Raw genomic sequence first — 15,661 nt, 5'->3', positions numbered from 1 at the left:
GTGAAACGTATTCGCTCCCTGACCCTGCGCATGCTGCTTGCAGCAGCCGTGTGGTCGGTCGTCTCCCTGTTGATCGCGGGCATCGTTCTGGTGCAGCTCTACCGGGCTGCCGGGGAGCGGGCTTTCGACGAGCGCATCGACTTCTATGTGACCGTGGTGATCGGCGCGCTGGCCGGTGTAACCGATCGTCAGGAGGCTGTCGCAGGTGGGGACAGTGTCTCTGGCGGCGAACAGGGCATCACGGAAGACCGCCCGGACGGGCAGGGAACGCAACCCGGTCAAGCAGACGTCAATGTCGCCGAGGGAACCGATCTCTCATCGGCCAGCATCGATCTGCCGGGAGAACCGCGGTTCCGGGTGCCGCTTTCGGGCTGGTACTGGACCGTGACCGACAAGGCCACCGGCGATGTTCTTTTCGCTTCTCCCTCCCTTCTGGGCGACACGCTCTCATTGCCGGAGGTTTTCGCCAAGGATGGCGTGTGGCGCGACTACGCAACCGGTCCGGGGGGCGAGGAGGTCCGTGTCAGCCAGCGCGTGATTTCCTTCGGCCCGGACCGCGGCTACGTGGTGGCGGTGGCGGGCGAAACCTCCGCGCTCAGCCATGAAATCTCCAAGTTCGCGCGGCAGGTGGCGATCACGCTTTCGGTATTCGCGCTGGGGCTCTTCGGCGCGGTTCTGTTGCAGGTGAAAATCGGCACACGCCCGCTCGACCGGTTGCGCGCGTCATTTGCTGCCGTACGGCGCGGGGACGCGGAAAAGATCGACGAGGACCTGCCAAGCGAACTGGCCCCGCTTGCCATGGAGCTGAACGCGCTCATCGCGGTGAACAGGGAAACCGTGGAACGCGCGCGCGGACATGTCGGCAATTTGGCCCATGCTCTGAAAACCCCGCTTTCGGTGATCACGAACGAGGCGCGGGCGGCCAGGGGGCCTTTGGCGGAAAAGGTGGCCGAGCAATCCGCCATCATGCGCACCCAGATCGAGCACCATCTCGACCGTGCCAGCATGGCCGCGCAACGCCGCGTGATCGGCGTGGCGACCGACGTCGCGCCCGTCGCCGAACGGCTGGTGCGTGCCATGGGCAAGATCCATGGTGCGAGCGGTCTCGATATCGTCGCCGATGTTCCGTCCGCCCTGCGCTTTCGCGGCGAGCGTCAGGATCTGGAGGAGATGCTCGGCAATCTCCTCGACAACGCGTGCAAATGGGCGAACTCCGTCGTCAGCCTGTCCGTCTGGCAGGTGGAGGACGAACGTGGCGCGCGCCCAAGGCTTGCATTTGTGGTGGAAGATGATGGGCCGGGGCTGAGCGAGGAAGAACGCAAGCTGGCGGTCAAGCGCGGCAAGCGTCTCGATGAGACCGTACCGGGATCCGGGCTTGGCCTTTCCATCGTCTCGGAGCTGGCCGGGCTCTATGGCGGCCGTCTCTCGCTCGATGAGGCAACGCTTGGCGGCCTGCAGACACGTCTGGATCTGCCTGCCGCCAGCGAGGAAGCCTGAGCCTTATCCGGCGTCCGCCAGCCGGTCGCGCAGCGCCTCGAAATGTGCCACCTGATCGCTACGCAGGTTTCGCTGTTCGTCCCGACCCAGATAGATCTTGAACATGCAGCCGCCATCCTTGTTGAAGAACTGGATGGAGCGGGTGTCGCTGGTGAAGAGCTTGCGCGAGACGAAGGCAATCATGGCGCAGTTTTCATACTTGAAATGACCGCCGATGGGTGCGCCGTGCAGGTTGTAATGACCGTGCGCCTTCTTTCCGCGCGGTATGCAGCCCTTCGCCTCCAGGATCACGTCGTCCGTGTGAACGATCATGGTCATCTCGCCCCATTCCGCGCAGGCCAGCATCACGTCCTCGAAAAGCCCCCCATCGACAACGCGCGCTTCCTCGGGCGGCAGGCATCGGATGACAGCGGCGGGCGTTGTGCCCAGATCGCGGGCGACATGATCGATCACCGCGCCGGGGTCTTCGGCAAGACGTGTGCGGATGTGAGCCTGGAGTTCGGAGGGGATGGCAAACATGAATGGTCCTTCCATGTGTCATGATCGGGCGCAACATGCGCTGGCGACGTTTGCGATTGATCGGGAACGGAACGTCAGGCGGCGCGGGCCGGGGCGTTTTGCTGGATCCAGTGCAGCAGGCTCTGGGTCATGGTTGTCTGCCAGAACCGACCTGCCGTGGTGAGCCTTGCCCATCCGTTCGATTGTTCCAGCAGGCCGCTTTCCTGCCACTGGTCGAAGAGCGGGCGGATCTGACCGGCCGGCGTCTTGAAATGATGGCTGGCGAGCGCATCCTGCAGGCGCTCGACATGCAGCATCCCCACCTCCATCTGGGCCTTCAACTCCTTGAGAAAGTCGAAGCTTGTCGGCGCATACATCATGAACCCATGGGGCTTGCGGCCGGAATGCACGGCCTTGAGATAGGTATCGAGGCGGCTTTCAAGACGATAGGAAACATTGCCGAGGGTTCCCCCCGCGCCGGCACCATAGGCGAGGCAGTTCGCGCCGGATTTCACCAGCAGATTGTAGAGATTGCGCTCGCGGGTCGTACGCCGCCAGTGACTGGTTGAAATCGCCTCCCACCCCCGCCCGGCAAGGATCTCGTGGCCGAGGCGATAATAGTGGCCCATTTCGCTCTGGGCAGGCTGGGGGGCAAGCTTGCCCTTGGCGATGGAAAGGGCGAGCGGGCTGTTTGGCAGCAGGTTCAGCGCGTAGAGATCGACACCGTCCAGATCGAGGCTCGCCGCCGTTTCCACGTCCCGCGCCCACATCTCCTGTGTCTGTCCGGGAAAGCCGAAGATCAGATCGATGACGATCGCACCCTGCTCCAGCGCGCTCAGCTCTCGCAGGAATGCCATCGCCTCCTCGCCAGAGACCTTCCGGCCCATGCGCCGCCTCAGCTGCGTGTCGAAGGTCTGGACGCCCAGCGATATCCGGTTGGCGCCTGCCTCGAAACAGGCGCGCGCCTTGTCGATCCCGAAGCTGTAGATCCGCCCCTCTATGGTGATCTCGCAATCGGGGGCAAGCGGCAGATTTTCGCGCACGGCCTCGATGATGCGCGTCAGATCCGACGCATCGAGCGCGGTTGGAGTCCCGCCGCCAAAATAGACCGCATGGATCGGTCCGTGCGCCTGCGCGGGATCATGCTTGCCCGTTTCCAGCTCCCGAATGATGGCGTCTGCATAATTGCGCGAATGCTCTGTGCGCCAGGGGTTCTGGTAGAAGCCGCAGAAAAGACAGTGGTTTTCACAAAACGGAATGTGCAGATAGGCAACCGACTTGCCGGTGCGCGGCTCCTTCCTGATCACCTCCCAGGTCGCGTCCATATCCTGAGCTGCGACAGGGCGTGCGGTTGTGCGCGGATGGATCGCGGTTTTCCGAGCAAAGGCATTGGAAAAGGGATCGCCGCCGGTCTGGGCAAAAAGATCCTGGACCCGCAGCGCGGGTTTGTCGGCAGGGGCGGTCGGTGTCGGGGACATGGAACGTCTCGTGATCGCGGCAACGGGCTGGCCACCGGGATGGCCGGACTGAATGGCAAGAAACGACTGGCGGATGGCTTGCCGAGGTTGCGCAATAAAACGTGTATTAAAAACTCAAGTTTATGGAAAGTCTCAATTGGATGCCGTTTTGCCGCACCCGCACCGGTCGGCAGGGACAGGGGAGGGGAAACGCGATCGACGGTATCGGCTCTGGACGCCAGAGCACCCCGTTCCGCCCGCGAACAACAAACGGCACGCCATACGCGTTTGTCGTGATCCCGCAACGGCGCACTTTGGCCACAAACCTGTGTGAACTCGCAAGGCGACGAGATCCGGCGAGACGGTGCGTTAACGATCGCGCTGTAATTCTTGGTTAAGAATGACCACCAGAGAAAAGTGATCGGCAATCGCTGTGACTGGTGTCGGCGCCGGACGGGCTTGGGTCTTGAACGGGCGGCCCGGAACGCGTGCTAATGAATGGGGACGAACATGCGAATTTTGAAGGTTGCGGTCGTGGTTTTGGCCGGACTGGGGCTGGTCGGTTGCACCAATACCGGCCCGAAGGAAGGAATTGGCACGGTCGCCGGTGCGGTGGCCGGTGGCGTCATTGGCAGCCAGTTCGGCGCGGGCAGCGGCGCGGCTGCAGCCACCGCCGCAGGTGCGGTCATTGGTGCGCTGATCGGTCAGGAAATCGGTCGCTCGCTCGATGAGCGCGATCAGCGCGAAGCCTACAACGCGCAGTACCGTGCGCTTGAGTATTCGCAGTCCGGTCAGCCGGTGCAGTGGCGCAATCCCGATAGCGGTCACCACGGTGAAGTCGTGCCGGGCCCGGCCTATGCCATCAACAACGCCGATTGCCGTGACTACACCCACACCATCTATATCGATGGTCGTCCGGAAGTCGCCCGCGGCACCGCTTGCCGTCAGCCGGATGGCACCTGGCGCCCGGTGAACTGATCGGGCTCGCCCGGTTGGCCGGATTGCATCCGAATGCGCATATCCATGCAAAGGGCGGCCCTCGGGTCGCCCTTTTTCTTGCGGGCCTTGCAAGATGGTTCTGGCAAACGAGGCGAGCTTTGGGCGCGATGTCGCCGATTGGCGAAAATGCCGGAGCGGATTTCACGGTTAGCGAAAGGTTTAGTTAAACGATTTCCATCAGTCTGAAGCGGAGTTACATCGCCCGACCGCATGGCGAGCGTGCGCAATCATGCGCTGGACGGGGGTGAGTTGACGTAATGGCGCTGCCGAAGGGCGGCGCGCTTTTGATTCGGACAGCGAGATGGTTGATCAGAGCCTCATGACATTGAAGGTTCGTTCCTATCTGGGAGCGCTGTCGCGCAATGCCTGTGACATGCTGATCCGGAATCTGGAGGCCTCGCGCGAACGTGGCGATCTGGATCCCCAGTTCGAACTCATTCTCGAAGCAGCGCGCCCGCTTCTGCGCAAGCGGGCCTTCGACACCCAGCCGCGCGCCCATCGACGCAATCTTCTCAAGCGGGCCGTTTTCCTGCCGCTGGAACCATTCCTGATCACCGAACAGCTGCCGCGCAAACTGCCGGGCCGCATCCTGCGTTCGACCCTTGATGCCATGTGGATCTGGCTTGACCGCGACGTGATGCCGGAGAGCATCGCAGAGGCGCAGGAACTGCTGGCCAAGGAAGACTATGACGCGGAAGTCGTGGCGCGGACTTCCGAACGCCTGCGCGGCCTGGTCGTTTCCGCGATTGCGGATGTTCTGGACGAGGCCGAAGGGCCGGGCGTCGCGCGCCAGCGCGTCGCCTACCGCGTCGGCGGTGAGCCGGTACTGAACGAGTTTTCCGATATTTACGGCATCTTGAAAGCCGATCCGGTTCTGGAAGGGTTTTCCGCACAGTTGCCCCCTGTGCTCACCCGACGCAGCTTTGCCGTCGCCGATGCGGCCAAGGCACGCGAGCAGGTCGTCGATGCGATCCGCAATGTCGTGGAAGCGCATCCGGAATATGTCGGCTGGATATCCTCGATCCTGTTGTGGCGCTGTGACGACCCTGTGCTGCTTGTGCGCATGGCCGCCGGAGCCGCAGGTATCGCAAAGCCGCAGACGATCCATTCGAGCCTCTATGCCGGCATGGTTGATATCGCTCTCAGCGAGTTGCGCCGCTATGTGCTGATGGCGCGGGGCGCTTCGGATGAAACCGACACCTCCGACACGGACCACGGTGTGGAATGGCAGAGCGAAGCGGTCGTGGTCGCCATCTCGCGCTACCATGATCAGCTGCGCGAATTGCGTACAGGCATCGATTTGCGCGAAGTCAGCCAATGGCGCAATGAGATGGTCGAGATCAACCGCGACATGGCGGAGATCATCGCGCGCGAGATTTCCGCCGCGCATCGTCAGGTGCATGCTGCCCTGGAGGTTCCTGAACCCGATGAGGACGGGCGGGTCAAGCTGAACCCTATGACGGCCGCGATCGCCTATCGCACGTTGCGTGTTCTCTATATCGCCTGCAAGAACCCCGATCTGCTTGGGGTTTCCGATGCCGTCATTCGGTCGCGTCGCGCAATCGAGCAGGTGCTCGATATGGCCAGCAAGAGCCTCGTGGACGAGCTTCGAAATGCCGTTGGCCCCCGTCGTGAGGCGCTGAAGGATTCGCTGGAGCGTGTCGTCTCCTATGCGTCCATCGTCTTCGGCCACGATTATGTCGAGATCCTCAAGAAGCGCTGTGCGTCCATCCCGGATATCGAAAAGCGCCCGCTGGCAAGCTGAGCGGCCATTCCCACCACCAAACGGACCGTGCTCGCCGATGCCGGTGTCGCCAATCGGGCGAAGCGCTGGCCTTCCGGCGCGGTCGGGATCATCGTGCCCGATCGAAGCGGTTGCAGCCCGCTTCATGCTCCCATATTAACGATGGTCAGGCAGTTATGCGCACCGTGTCCCCTGGGGGCCTTCATGGGCATGGCTTCCGGCCTAAACATCGCCGTTTTCTGCGGAATAATCCGCAGCACCGGGCGAAGGTGACGCAACGACGACGCAATGTCGCCATTCTGGGCGCGGTATAGTAGAGTAGAGCTGTTCTAATATGAAAATAGACGAATATGATCGGCTTCTAATGTGACCGACCGCCCCGCCGGTCCATCATCCAGACCCGGCTCAGTCCAGCCAACCGCAGGCATTCACGCTAATCATGATGATCTGGTTCCTGTTCGCCGTCCTGACCGCTGCCGCCGCGTTGGCGATTCTTGCTCCGCTGGCCCGCAACGCCGCTCCTGCCGAAACCGGGGAGGCGGAACAGGTGTCCGGGCCTGATGTTGCCATCTACAAGGATCAGTTGGCGGAGATCGACCGCGATCTCGAAAATGGTGTGATTGCGCCAGACGAGGCGGAATCGGCGCGCACGGAAATCTCCCGGCGCCTTATTCGTGCCGCGCGCAGCGACAAGGAAGCCGCTCCCGCGTCGAAGACGGCAAAATCCTCCACAACGGGCGCCGCCGCTATCGCCACGATTATCGTCATACCGCTCGTTGCTCTGGGTCTCTATCTCCCGCTGGGCTCTCCCGACATGCCCGACTATCCGCTGTCGGCCCGAAGCATCCCGCAAGGCGAGGGCTTCCAGCAGTTTCAGGCGATGGTCGCCAAGGTGGAGGAGCGCCTGGCCGCAGCGCCTGAGGACGGGAAGGGCTGGGATGTGATCGCGCCCGCCTACATGCGCCTGGGGCGTGCGGATGACGCGGCACGCGCCTATGCCAATGCGATGCGGATCCTCGGAGCGGATGCCGCACGCCTGGCCAATCGCGGCGAGGCGCTCGTGGCCGCCAACAATGGCACTGTGACCGAGGAGGCGCGGGATTCCTTCGATCGCGCACTGTCAATGGAGCCGGGGATGATCAAGCCCCGTTTCTATCTGGCTTTGGGTTTGACGCAGGAAGGCCGCAAGGAAGAAGCCATTTCCGCCTGGCGCGCACTTCTGGCAGACGCGAATGGCAACGAGGGCTGGGTTCCTGTCGCACAGTCCGAATTGCGCGATCTCGGGGTTGAGACGAAAATGCCGCCCATGGCGGCAGCCGGGGGCAACGCGCCCGCGCGCGGGCCAAGTGCTGCGGATGTTCAGGCTGCTGGCGAGATGAGCGCCCAGGACCGTCAGGCGATGATCCGTGGCATGGTCTCCCAACTGGACGAGAGACTGACGGAAAACGGTGGCAGCGCAGATGAATGGGCCCGGCTCGTGCGCGCCTTCGTTGTTATTGGCAGCCGGGAAGAGGCGCTTGCCGCGCTGAAGCGCGGTCGCGCCAATCTGAAAGACGATGTGCAGGGGCTGACCACTCTCGATGCGGTTGCCTCGCAGCTGGGGCTCGATACCTGAACCTGCGCGTCACGGAAAAGTCCGTTGCGGTTTTCGGTATTCAGGGAATGCCGGTATTGAGAAAAGAACGGTGGCAGGCCCGGTGAGGCTGGCCCGGTGGACGAGGAACGAAGAGCATGGCGATGACCCGCAAGCAGCGGCGATTGACAATGATTGGCGGCGCCGGCGCAGTTCTGGCCGTGGCGGCCGGTCTCATTCTCTTTGCGTTGAACGACGAGATCGTTTTCTTCCAGTCGCCCAGCGATGTGGCGGAGAAGGCCATGCCGGTCGGTCAGCGTATTCGTCTCGGCGGACTGGTCAAGGAAGGCTCCATAGCGAAGACTGGGGGCACGACGGTGCACTTCGTGGTGACGGATGGCGCCAATGATCTGGCGGCCACCTATACCGGCATCCTGCCTGACCTATTCCGCGAGGGGCAGGGCGTTGTTGCCGAAGGCGCGGTGGGCACGGACGGTGTCTTTCATGCCGACACGGTGCTGGCGAAACACGACGAAAATTACATGCCGAAAGAGGTCGTGGAGGCCTTGAAGGCCAGCGGAGAATGGCAGATGGGCGGTGATGGGGCCGAGGCCGAGGCCGAAAAGACCTCCCAGGCGATGCCTGAGACGGACGCGGGCACGAAGACAAACTAGGCTGCGGTCGCTGGGTCGATCACATCGACTGGCGCGACGGGCAAGCTTGACGGACACGAACGGGATCGGGCGTCACGCCCGGGGAGAAGGATCCGATGATCGTTGAACTGGGTCACTATGCGCTTGCACTCGCTCTTGCGCTTGCACTGGTCCAATCGGTTGTGCCGGTCTGGGGCGCGCAGGCGCGGGACCCGCGATTGATGTCGGTGGCCTCGCCGGTCGCGGGAATGCAGTTCCTGATGGTGGCACTGTCCTTCGCCGCCCTGACGGTTGCCTATCTCCAGTCCGACTTTTCCGTCCTGAATGTCTGGCAGAACTCGCATTCCGACAAGCCGCTGATCTACAAGATCTCCGGCGTCTGGGGCAATCACGAGGGGTCGATGCTCCTGTGGGTGTTGATCCTGTCGCTCTTTGGCGCGCTGGTGGCCCTGTTCGGACGCACGATGCCGGCGACCCTGAAGGCCAATGTGCTGGGCGTGCAGGGCTGGATCTCGCTCGCCTTCCTCGCCTTCATCCTTTTCACGTCCAATCCGTTCCTGCGCATCGACACGCCTCCCCTGCAGGGGCAGGATCTCAATCCGCTTCTGCAGGATGTCGGCCTCGCGATCCATCCGCCGCTGCTCTATCTGGGCTATGTCGGCTTCTCCATCACCTTCTCCTTCGCCGCCGCTGCCCTGCTGGAAGGGCGCATTGATGCGGCCTGGGCGCGCTGGGTGCGGCCCTGGATCCTGATCGCCTGGATCTTCCTGACGCTCGGCATCGCCATGGGGTCCTACTGGGCCTATTACGAGCTCGGCTGGGGCGGGTTCTGGTTCTGGGATCCGGTTGAAAACGCTTCCTTCATGCCCTGGCTTGCAGGCACCGCGCTGCTGCACTCCGCGCTGGTCATGGAAAAGCGCGATGCGCTGAAGGTCTGGACGGTGTTGCTCGCCATCCTGACCTTCTCGCTGTCGCTGCTGGGCACTTTCCTCGTGCGCTCCGGCGTCCTCACCTCCGTCCACGCCTTCGCCACAGATCCCTCGCGTGGCGTGTTCATCCTCGCCATTCTCGCCTTCTTCATCGGCGGGTCGCTGACGCTTTATGCCTATCGCGCACCGATGTTGAAACAGGGCGGGCTGTTCGCCCCGATCAGCCGCGAAGGCTCGCTGATCCTCAACAACCTGTTTCTGACGGCAGCCTGTGCGGCGGTCTTTGTCGGCACGCTCTATCCGCTGGCGCTCGACGTCACCACGGGCGCGAAGATCTCCGTTGGTGCGCCCTTCTTCAACATGACCTTCGGGCCATTGATGATCCCGCTGCTGATCGCGATGCCTTTCGGGCCGTTTTTGGCCTGGAAACGGGGCGATCTGCTCGCCGCCAGCCAACGTCTGATGGCGGTCTTCGCACTCGCCATCGTGCTGGCGCTCGCGGTGCTGTGGTGGAAGGGGGCTGCCAATGTCATGGCGCCCATCGGGATCGGCATCGCGGCCTGGGTGATGATTGGTGCGGTTGCCGAAATCATCTGGCGGTCGAAGCTCGGCTCCGTTCCCTTTGCCAATTCGGTGCGCCGCGCGGCCGGTCTTCCGCGCTCGTCCTGGGGCACGATGCTCGGCCATTTCGGCATGGGTGTCACCGTGCTCGGCATCGTTGTGGTCACCGCCTGGCAAAAGGAACTGATCACGGTCATGGCGCCGGGCGAGACGCAGCCGATCGGTGCCTATGAGCTGACCTTCCGTGGCCTGACGCCGGGCACCGGGTCCAATTACCGGGAAGACACCGGCCATTTCGTTCTGTCCAGAGACGGCAAGCAGGTGGCCACAATGGCGCCGTCCAAGCGGTTCTACACGACGCGCCAGATGCCGACGACCGAGGCCGATATCAAGACCTTCGGCTTCAGCCAGATCTATGTGTCGCTGGGCGAGCCGAAGGAGGGGGGCGCGGTTGTTGTTCGCGCCTATGACAAGCCGCTGGTCACGCTGATCTGGCTTGGCTCGCTTGTGATGGTTCTGGGTGGTCTGCTGTCCTTGAGCGACAGGCGCCTTCGCGTGGGCGCACCCAAGCGCGCGCACAATGCCGCAGCAGCGATCCCCGCAGAATAGGATTAGGCTTCACCGTGAAGCAGGAGCAATTTTTGATGAGGTCTTTCGGGCACAAGGCGCGCGCAATGTTGGTGGCTGCCGCCATCGCGGTGATGGCCTGGGCCGGCGTGTTTGCCGGCGCGGGCGGTGTGACGCTTTTTGCCAGCACGCAGGCCCTGGCCGTGCAGCCGGATGAAATGCTGAAGGACCCGAAGCTTGAGGCCCGTGCCCGCAAGCTTTCCGAAGGTCTGCGCTGCATGGTCTGCCAGAACGAGTCCATCGATGAATCGAATGCCGACCTTGCCCGCGATCTGCGCCTTCTTGTGCGCGAGCGCCTGACGGCGGGCGATACGGACGAGGAAGTTCAGGATTATCTCGTCGCGCGCTATGGCGAGTTCGTGCTGCTCAAGCCGCGTCTGGAAGTGAAGACCCTGCTTTTGTGGTTTGGGCCGATCGGGGTCTTGATTCTGGGGGCTCTGGTGATGTTCGTGAATTTCCGCCGTCGCCAGAAACATGCCGCAGAAGCGCCGGGCGCCGTACCTCTCAGCGCAGCGGAAAAAGCCGAACTCGACCGGATCATGCGAGAGGGGTGAGATGCGCCTGGAAAAAGCGGTTTCTGCCGGCGCCCTTGCCTTGGCCTTTTTCCTCGCCGTCGCCGGGAAGCCGGTTTCCGCCGATCCCCTTGGCCTCAATGATTATGCCGCGCTTTTCGACAAGTATCCCGACCGCATCACGCCCGGCCTGAAAAACGACACGACCCTGACCTTGCCGGACGGCGTGAAGATCGTCCGTCGGGAAGACAACTATGTCGGTTTCGACCCGAAGGGCGGGGTGGGATGCCTGGTGGCTGGTTTCATCGAGATCGACGCTCTTAGCCGTCATTGTCCGCAGCTGATGGACAAAGACCAGACGGCGCGCTTCGCCGCGCAGCGCACCCGGCTGCTTGGGTTCTACGCTCAAAACGCCTATCCGCCGGTTTCCGCGGAGCGGGCGCGAGGCGTTTATGAGGCTGTCATCGCAGGCCGAATGAACAACAAAACCTCGTGCGCCACACCGATGCTCGATAACGCCCGGATGTTCCTGCCGGGGCTTCTTGATCAGCGTGAACTGGAGAAAAAGCTCTCCGTCCCGCGGTTGCCGGTCAGGCATCCCTGCCTGTAGCCGGGCGTCCACCCGACCCGTGATCCTTTTCCCACATTACCGATGTTTAATCCTCCCGAAAGGCGTCTGTAATCCGGCCTGCTCCATATTGACGATCAAGCACGGAGCGAATTCTTCCCCTGTTCGCTCGGCTCTCAGAGATTTCAAAATTCGGAGTACGCCAAAGATGACCGCTCGTAACGACAAGAAGGCCCCCTCCGGCATCCTTCGCTCGCGCCGCTCCAAGCTGATGGCGGGCGCGCTTGCCTTGACGCTTGCCGGTGGTCTGACCGCTCAGACGCTCATCCCCTTCGGCCAGCACGCTTTCGCCGATCCCGTTCACGTCAAGAATGCCGGGCCCGCCGATTTCTCCGGCGTCGTCAAGGCCGTGCAGCCCGCCGTGGTGTCCGTGATCGTGCGCTCCGAGGTGAAGCCGGTGGCTGACAATGGTCCCGGCTGGAGCTTCGGTTTCGGTGGCCGCGACATGCCGGACTTCTTCCGCAATCTGCCGCCCAACCACCCCTTCAAGCGCTTCTGGAACGAACGCCCGGACCGCCACGGCGAGAAGCGCGGCGGGCCGCATGGCAAGCGCCGCTATGGCATGGCGCAGGGCTCGGGCTTCTTCATTTCCGATGATGGCTACATCGTCACCAACCAGCACGTGGTCGAAGGTGGCGACAAGTTCACCGTCAAGATGGACGATGGCACCGAATATGATGCCCGCCTGATCGGCGCTGACGAGCGCACCGATCTTGCCCTTCTCAAGGTCGACGCCGACGATGCCAAGTTCACCTATGTCGATTTCGCAGCCGATGCGCCGATGGTCGGCGAGTGGGTTGTGGCCGTTGGCAATCCCTTCGGTCTCGGCGGATCGGTCACCGCGGGCATCGTCTCTGCCCGCGGCCGTGATATCGGCGCTGGCCCCTATGACGATTTCATCCAGATCGACGCCCCGATCAATCACGGCAACTCCGGTGGCCCGGCCTTCAATACCCGCGGCGAGGTGATCGGCATCAACGCTGCCATCTATTCCCCGTCGGGCGGCAATGTCGGCATCGCCTTCGCCATTCCGGCTGAAACCGCCAAGCGGGTGATTTCGGAGCTGAAGGATGACGGCCATGTGGTGCGCGGCTGGCTCGGCGTCCAGATCCAGCCGATCTCGCAGGATATCGCCGACAGCCTCGGCCTGGCCAAGGCAATGGGGGCGCTTGTCGCCAGCCCGCAGGATACCGGCCCGGCCAAGGGCGCAGGCATCCAGTCCGGTGACGCCATCGTTTCGGTGGACGGAGAGCCGGTAAAGGATCCGCGCGCTCTTGCCCGCATGATCGCCAGCTATGAGCCGGGCACCAAGGTCGATATCGGGCTGTGGCGCGACGGTGAGAAGAAAACCGTTTCTGTCGAACTCGGCAAGATGCCTGAGAAGACGCAGGTCGCGTCGGCCGACAGTGGCGATGCCAGCAACACGCTGTCCACGCTGGGTCTTGAGCTTGCCAATGCCCGCGATGCGGGGCTGGATACCGACGGTGTCGTGATCGGCAGCGTGGATCCGGATGGACCGGCGGCTGGCAAGGGCCTTCAGGCCGGTGATGTGATCATGGAGGTCGGCGGCATCAAGGTCGACACGCCCGAGGACGTGGCGGCTGAGGCCAAGAAGGCCCGCGAGAATGGTCGCAAGGCGGTTCTGATGCGTGTCCAGCACAATGACACCATGCGCTTCGTGGCGCTGTCGCTCAAGACGGACGGCTGACCCCCGTCAAACGCGATCTGGCCGGACAGATTGTTTATTAGTCGCCCCCGAAATCTGTTCCGGCCAATCAGCGGCGGCGGGTTCTCACAACCCGCCGCCGTGTTTTCTTCTGGAACGCGAAGGTCGGTGCCGTGCCGTTCGCCTTGCGGGCACATGGTTCATCGCGACCTGCCCCTGCTATAAGATCTCGACATGCGGATTCTCATCATCGAAGACGATCAGGAGGCTGCCGCCTACCTGATCAAGGCACTCAAGGAAGCCGGGCACGTGGCCGATCATGCGGCGGACGGCGAGACCGGCTACGCCATGGCCTCCGGCGCGGACTACGACGTGCTGGTGGTCGACAGGATGTTGCCCCGGCGCGACGGCCTGTCGGTGGTGGAGGAATTGAAGCGGGAGGGCACCCAATCGCCGGTGCTGATCCTCTCCGCGCTCGGCCAGGTCGATGACCGCGTTCAGGGCCTGCGCGCCGGTGGCGATGACTATCTCCCCAAGCCCTATTCCTTCGCCGAACTTCTGGCCCGCGTCGAGGCGCTCGGTCGTCGCAATCGTCCCGCGGATGCGGAAACGACCTTCCGCGTCGGCGATCTGGAGCTTGATCGTCTCGCCCATGCCGCGACACGGGCCGGGCAACCCATCGCGTTGCAGCCGCGCGAGTTTCGCCTGCTTGAATATCTCATGAAGCATGCCGGTCAGGTGGTGACCCGGACCATGCTCTTGGAAAACGTCTGGGATTATCATTTCGATCCGCAGACCAACGTCATCGACGTTCACATCTCGCGTCTGCGCGCCAAGATCGACAAGGGCTTTGAGAAGCCCCTCCTGCACACCATTCGTGGAGCGGGGTACTCGATCCGTGACGACGCTCGGTAAACTCATCCGCACGACTGCCTTCAAGCTGTCGCTCGTCTATCTCGTCGCCTTCGCGCTCTTCGCAGGGTTTCTGGTTTTCTATATCGGCCACAACACCCAGCGCATGATGGCCGAACAGATCAACCAGACCATCGAGGCGGAGGTCAAAGGGCTCGGTGAGCAATATAGCCAGGGCGGGATCCGTCGTCTGGTCGACGTCGTGGAGCGTCGTGCCCGCCAGCCCGGCGCGAGCCTCTACATGATCACCGATTTTTCCGGCGACGTGATCGCGGGCAATGTCAGGAAGCTGAAAGGGCGCATGCCGCGCGATCCGGCCGTGCCCATTCAGATCGTGCAGTACGAGAGGATCACCGGCGACGGGACAACGCAGGAGGCGGCTGTACGCGTCTTCGTGCTGCCGGGTGGCTTCCATATCCTGATCGGTCGTGACATCTCGGAAGGCAAGCACTTCAGGGAAGTGATCGAGAGCGCGTTGCGCATCACAATCGCGGTCGTCGGCGTTCTGGCCGTGCTGAGCTGGCTCTTTGTCGGGCGGCGCGTGATGAAACGCATCGATGCGGTCTCCGAAACGGGGCGCCGGATCATGGAGGGCGATCTCTCCCGCCGCCTGCATGTCACAGGCTCCGGCGACGAAATCGACCGTCTGGCGGAAAACGTCAACGCCATGCTGGAGCGCATCGAGCTGTTGATGCAGGGGCTGAAGGATGTCTCCGACAACATTGCCCATGACCTGAAGACCCCGCTGACCCGGCTTAGAAACCGCGTTGAGGGAGCATTGCGCGAGGAGCCTTCGGTGGAGGGATACCGCGATGCGCTGGAAGCGACCATCGAGGAATCCGACCAGCTCATCCGAACCTTCAATGCTCTTTTGAAAATCGCCCGTGTCGAGGCTGGCTCTCCCGATCAGATTCTGGAGCGGGTGGATGCCAGCGAGATCGCCACTGAAGTCGCCGAGCTTTACGAGCCGCTTGCGGAGGATGAGGGAGTGCGGTTCCTGTCGGAGATCTGCGACGCCGCCCCGGTGGAGGCGTCGCGCGAACTGATCGCGCAGGCGATTTCCAACCTTGTCGACAACGCGCTGAAATATGGGCGACCGCAACCGAAGGAGGGGGAGGCGGGCGCGCAATTCGCCATCACCTTGCGGGTTTTCTGCGAAGGGGACGATGTGGTCCTATCGGTTGCCGACAACGGTCCCGGCATTTCCAGATCGGATCACGAAAGGGTCCTGCGCCGCTTCGTGCGGCTGGAGGAAAGCCGCACAGCTCCCGGATCCGGTCTCGGACTGTCGCTTGTGCAGGCGGTTGCCCATCTCCATCGCGGCAAACTGGAACTTGCAGACAACGACCCCGGCCTCATCGTCCGGCTGAGATTGCCGAAGGCGGAGTGATGCGGGCGGACTGAA

General features: G+C 62.8%; 13 protein-coding genes. 11 read left to right on the top strand and 2 right to left on the bottom strand.

Annotated elements, in window-relative coordinates; genetic code table 11:
• On the top strand, nt 1–1,497 hold the full coding sequence (locus ABGM93_RS08000; RefSeq protein ID WP_321505106.1) for an ATP-binding protein: 1,497 nt from the start codon (nt 1–3) through the stop codon (nt 1,495–1,497).
• A 3-nt stretch (nt 1,498–1,500) separates the two neighbouring features.
• On the opposite strand, the gene hutX is transcribed toward ABGM93_RS08000, so the two are convergent.
• Both hutX and hutW read right to left on the bottom strand, forming a co-directional pair.
• Nucleotides 1,501–2,016: a heme utilization cystosolic carrier protein HutX gene (hutX, locus tag ABGM93_RS07995; RefSeq protein WP_321505105.1), complete on the bottom strand. Its 516-nt coding sequence runs from the start codon at nt 2,014–2,016 to the stop codon at nt 1,501–1,503.
• Between the two features lie 74 nt (nt 2,017–2,090).
• Nucleotides 2,091–3,473: a heme anaerobic degradation radical SAM methyltransferase ChuW/HutW gene (gene hutW, locus ABGM93_RS07990; protein ID WP_321505103.1), complete on the bottom strand. Its 1,383-nt coding sequence runs from the start codon at nt 3,471–3,473 to the stop codon at nt 2,091–2,093.
• Between the two features lie 489 nt (nt 3,474–3,962).
• On the opposite strand from hutW, the gene ABGM93_RS07985 reads away from it, so the two are divergent.
• From ABGM93_RS07985 to ABGM93_RS07940, 10 genes are all read left to right on the top strand, one after another.
• Complete coding sequence (locus ABGM93_RS07985; RefSeq protein ID WP_321505101.1) at nt 3,963–4,430, top strand: RT0821/Lpp0805 family surface protein; 468 nt, start codon at nt 3,963–3,965, stop codon at nt 4,428–4,430.
• Between the two features lie 322 nt (nt 4,431–4,752).
• Entirely contained in the window at nt 4,753–6,216 is a 1,464-nt protein-coding gene (locus tag ABGM93_RS07980; RefSeq protein ID WP_321505096.1) for a hypothetical protein, read from the top strand.
• Between the two features lie 418 nt (nt 6,217–6,634).
• The gene (gene ccmI, locus ABGM93_RS07975) at nt 6,635–7,810 is read left to right on the top strand and encodes a c-type cytochrome biogenesis protein CcmI (protein WP_321505094.1); all 1,176 of its coding nucleotides are present in this window, start codon (nt 6,635–6,637) and stop codon (nt 7,808–7,810) included.
• A 122-nt stretch (nt 7,811–7,932) separates the two neighbouring features.
• Entirely contained in the window at nt 7,933–8,442 is a 510-nt protein-coding gene (gene ccmE / locus ABGM93_RS07970) for a cytochrome c maturation protein CcmE (RefSeq protein ID WP_319772313.1), read from the top strand.
• 95 nt (nt 8,443–8,537) lie between these two features.
• The gene (locus tag ABGM93_RS07965) at nt 8,538–10,520 is read left to right on the top strand and encodes a heme lyase CcmF/NrfE family subunit (protein WP_321505092.1); all 1,983 of its coding nucleotides are present in this window, start codon (nt 8,538–8,540) and stop codon (nt 10,518–10,520) included.
• A 92-nt stretch (nt 10,521–10,612) separates the two neighbouring features.
• Nucleotides 10,613–11,092 carry a cytochrome c-type biogenesis protein gene (locus ABGM93_RS07960; protein ID WP_321505782.1) on the top strand — a complete coding sequence of 160 codons (480 nt, stop codon included), beginning with the start codon at nt 10,613–10,615 and terminating at the stop codon, nt 11,090–11,092.
• Nucleotides 11,013–11,660 (top strand): hypothetical protein, encoded by a 648-nt coding sequence (locus ABGM93_RS07955; RefSeq protein ID WP_321505090.1) that lies wholly within the window; start codon nt 11,013–11,015, stop codon nt 11,658–11,660. Before ABGM93_RS07960 ends, ABGM93_RS07955 begins: the two co-directional genes overlap by 80 nt.
• Before the next feature lie 166 nt (nt 11,661–11,826).
• A complete protein-coding gene (locus tag ABGM93_RS07950) occupies nt 11,827–13,386 on the top strand; it encodes a Do family serine endopeptidase (protein ID WP_321505088.1) in 1,560 nt (519 codons plus the stop codon).
• Nucleotides 13,387–13,578: 192 nt separating this feature from the next.
• Nucleotides 13,579–14,259 carry a response regulator transcription factor gene (locus tag ABGM93_RS07945; RefSeq protein ID WP_319771944.1) on the top strand — a complete coding sequence of 227 codons (681 nt, stop codon included), beginning with the start codon at nt 13,579–13,581 and terminating at the stop codon, nt 14,257–14,259.
• The gene (locus ABGM93_RS07940; RefSeq protein ID WP_321505086.1) at nt 14,243–15,646 is read left to right on the top strand and encodes an ATP-binding protein; all 1,404 of its coding nucleotides are present in this window, start codon (nt 14,243–14,245) and stop codon (nt 15,644–15,646) included. The genes ABGM93_RS07945 and ABGM93_RS07940 overlap by 17 nt, the downstream gene beginning before the upstream one ends.
• The last annotated feature ends 15 nt before the right edge of the window (nt 15,647–15,661 follow it).

Source organism: Breoghania sp., from assembly GCF_963674635.1.
Lineage (GTDB): Bacteria > Pseudomonadota > Alphaproteobacteria > Rhizobiales > Stappiaceae > Breoghania.
This window is presented reverse-complemented; position numbering and strand designations above follow the sequence as displayed.

What these genes read in the sequence shown, in the direction of transcription:
- ABGM93_RS07980 (WP_321505096.1), top strand. Translation starts at nt 4,753, where the DNA reads ATGGTTGATCAGAGCCTCATGACATTGAAGGTTCGTTCCTATCTGGGA.
- ABGM93_RS07945 (WP_319771944.1), top strand. Translation starts at nt 13,579, where the DNA reads ATGCGGATTCTCATCATCGAAGACGATCAGGAGGCTGCCGCCTACCTG.
- ccmE (WP_319772313.1), top strand. Translation starts at nt 7,933, where the DNA reads ATGACCCGCAAGCAGCGGCGATTGACAATGATTGGCGGCGCCGGCGCA.
- ABGM93_RS07955 (WP_321505090.1), top strand. Translation starts at nt 11,013, where the DNA reads ATGCCGCAGAAGCGCCGGGCGCCGTACCTCTCAGCGCAGCGGAAAAAG.
- hutX (WP_321505105.1), bottom strand. Translation starts at nt 2,016, where the DNA reads ATGTTTGCCATCCCCTCCGAACTCCAGGCTCACATCCGCACACGTCTT.
- ABGM93_RS07985 (WP_321505101.1), top strand. Translation starts at nt 3,963, where the DNA reads ATGCGAATTTTGAAGGTTGCGGTCGTGGTTTTGGCCGGACTGGGGCTG.
- hutW (WP_321505103.1), bottom strand. Translation starts at nt 3,473, where the DNA reads ATGTCCCCGACACCGACCGCCCCTGCCGACAAACCCGCGCTGCGGGTC.
- ABGM93_RS07960 (WP_321505782.1), top strand. Translation starts at nt 10,613, where the DNA reads ATGGCCTGGGCCGGCGTGTTTGCCGGCGCGGGCGGTGTGACGCTTTTT.
- ABGM93_RS07950 (WP_321505088.1), top strand. Translation starts at nt 11,827, where the DNA reads ATGACCGCTCGTAACGACAAGAAGGCCCCCTCCGGCATCCTTCGCTCG.
- ccmI (WP_321505094.1), top strand. Translation starts at nt 6,635, where the DNA reads ATGATGATCTGGTTCCTGTTCGCCGTCCTGACCGCTGCCGCCGCGTTG.
- ABGM93_RS07965 (WP_321505092.1), top strand. Translation starts at nt 8,538, where the DNA reads ATGATCGTTGAACTGGGTCACTATGCGCTTGCACTCGCTCTTGCGCTT.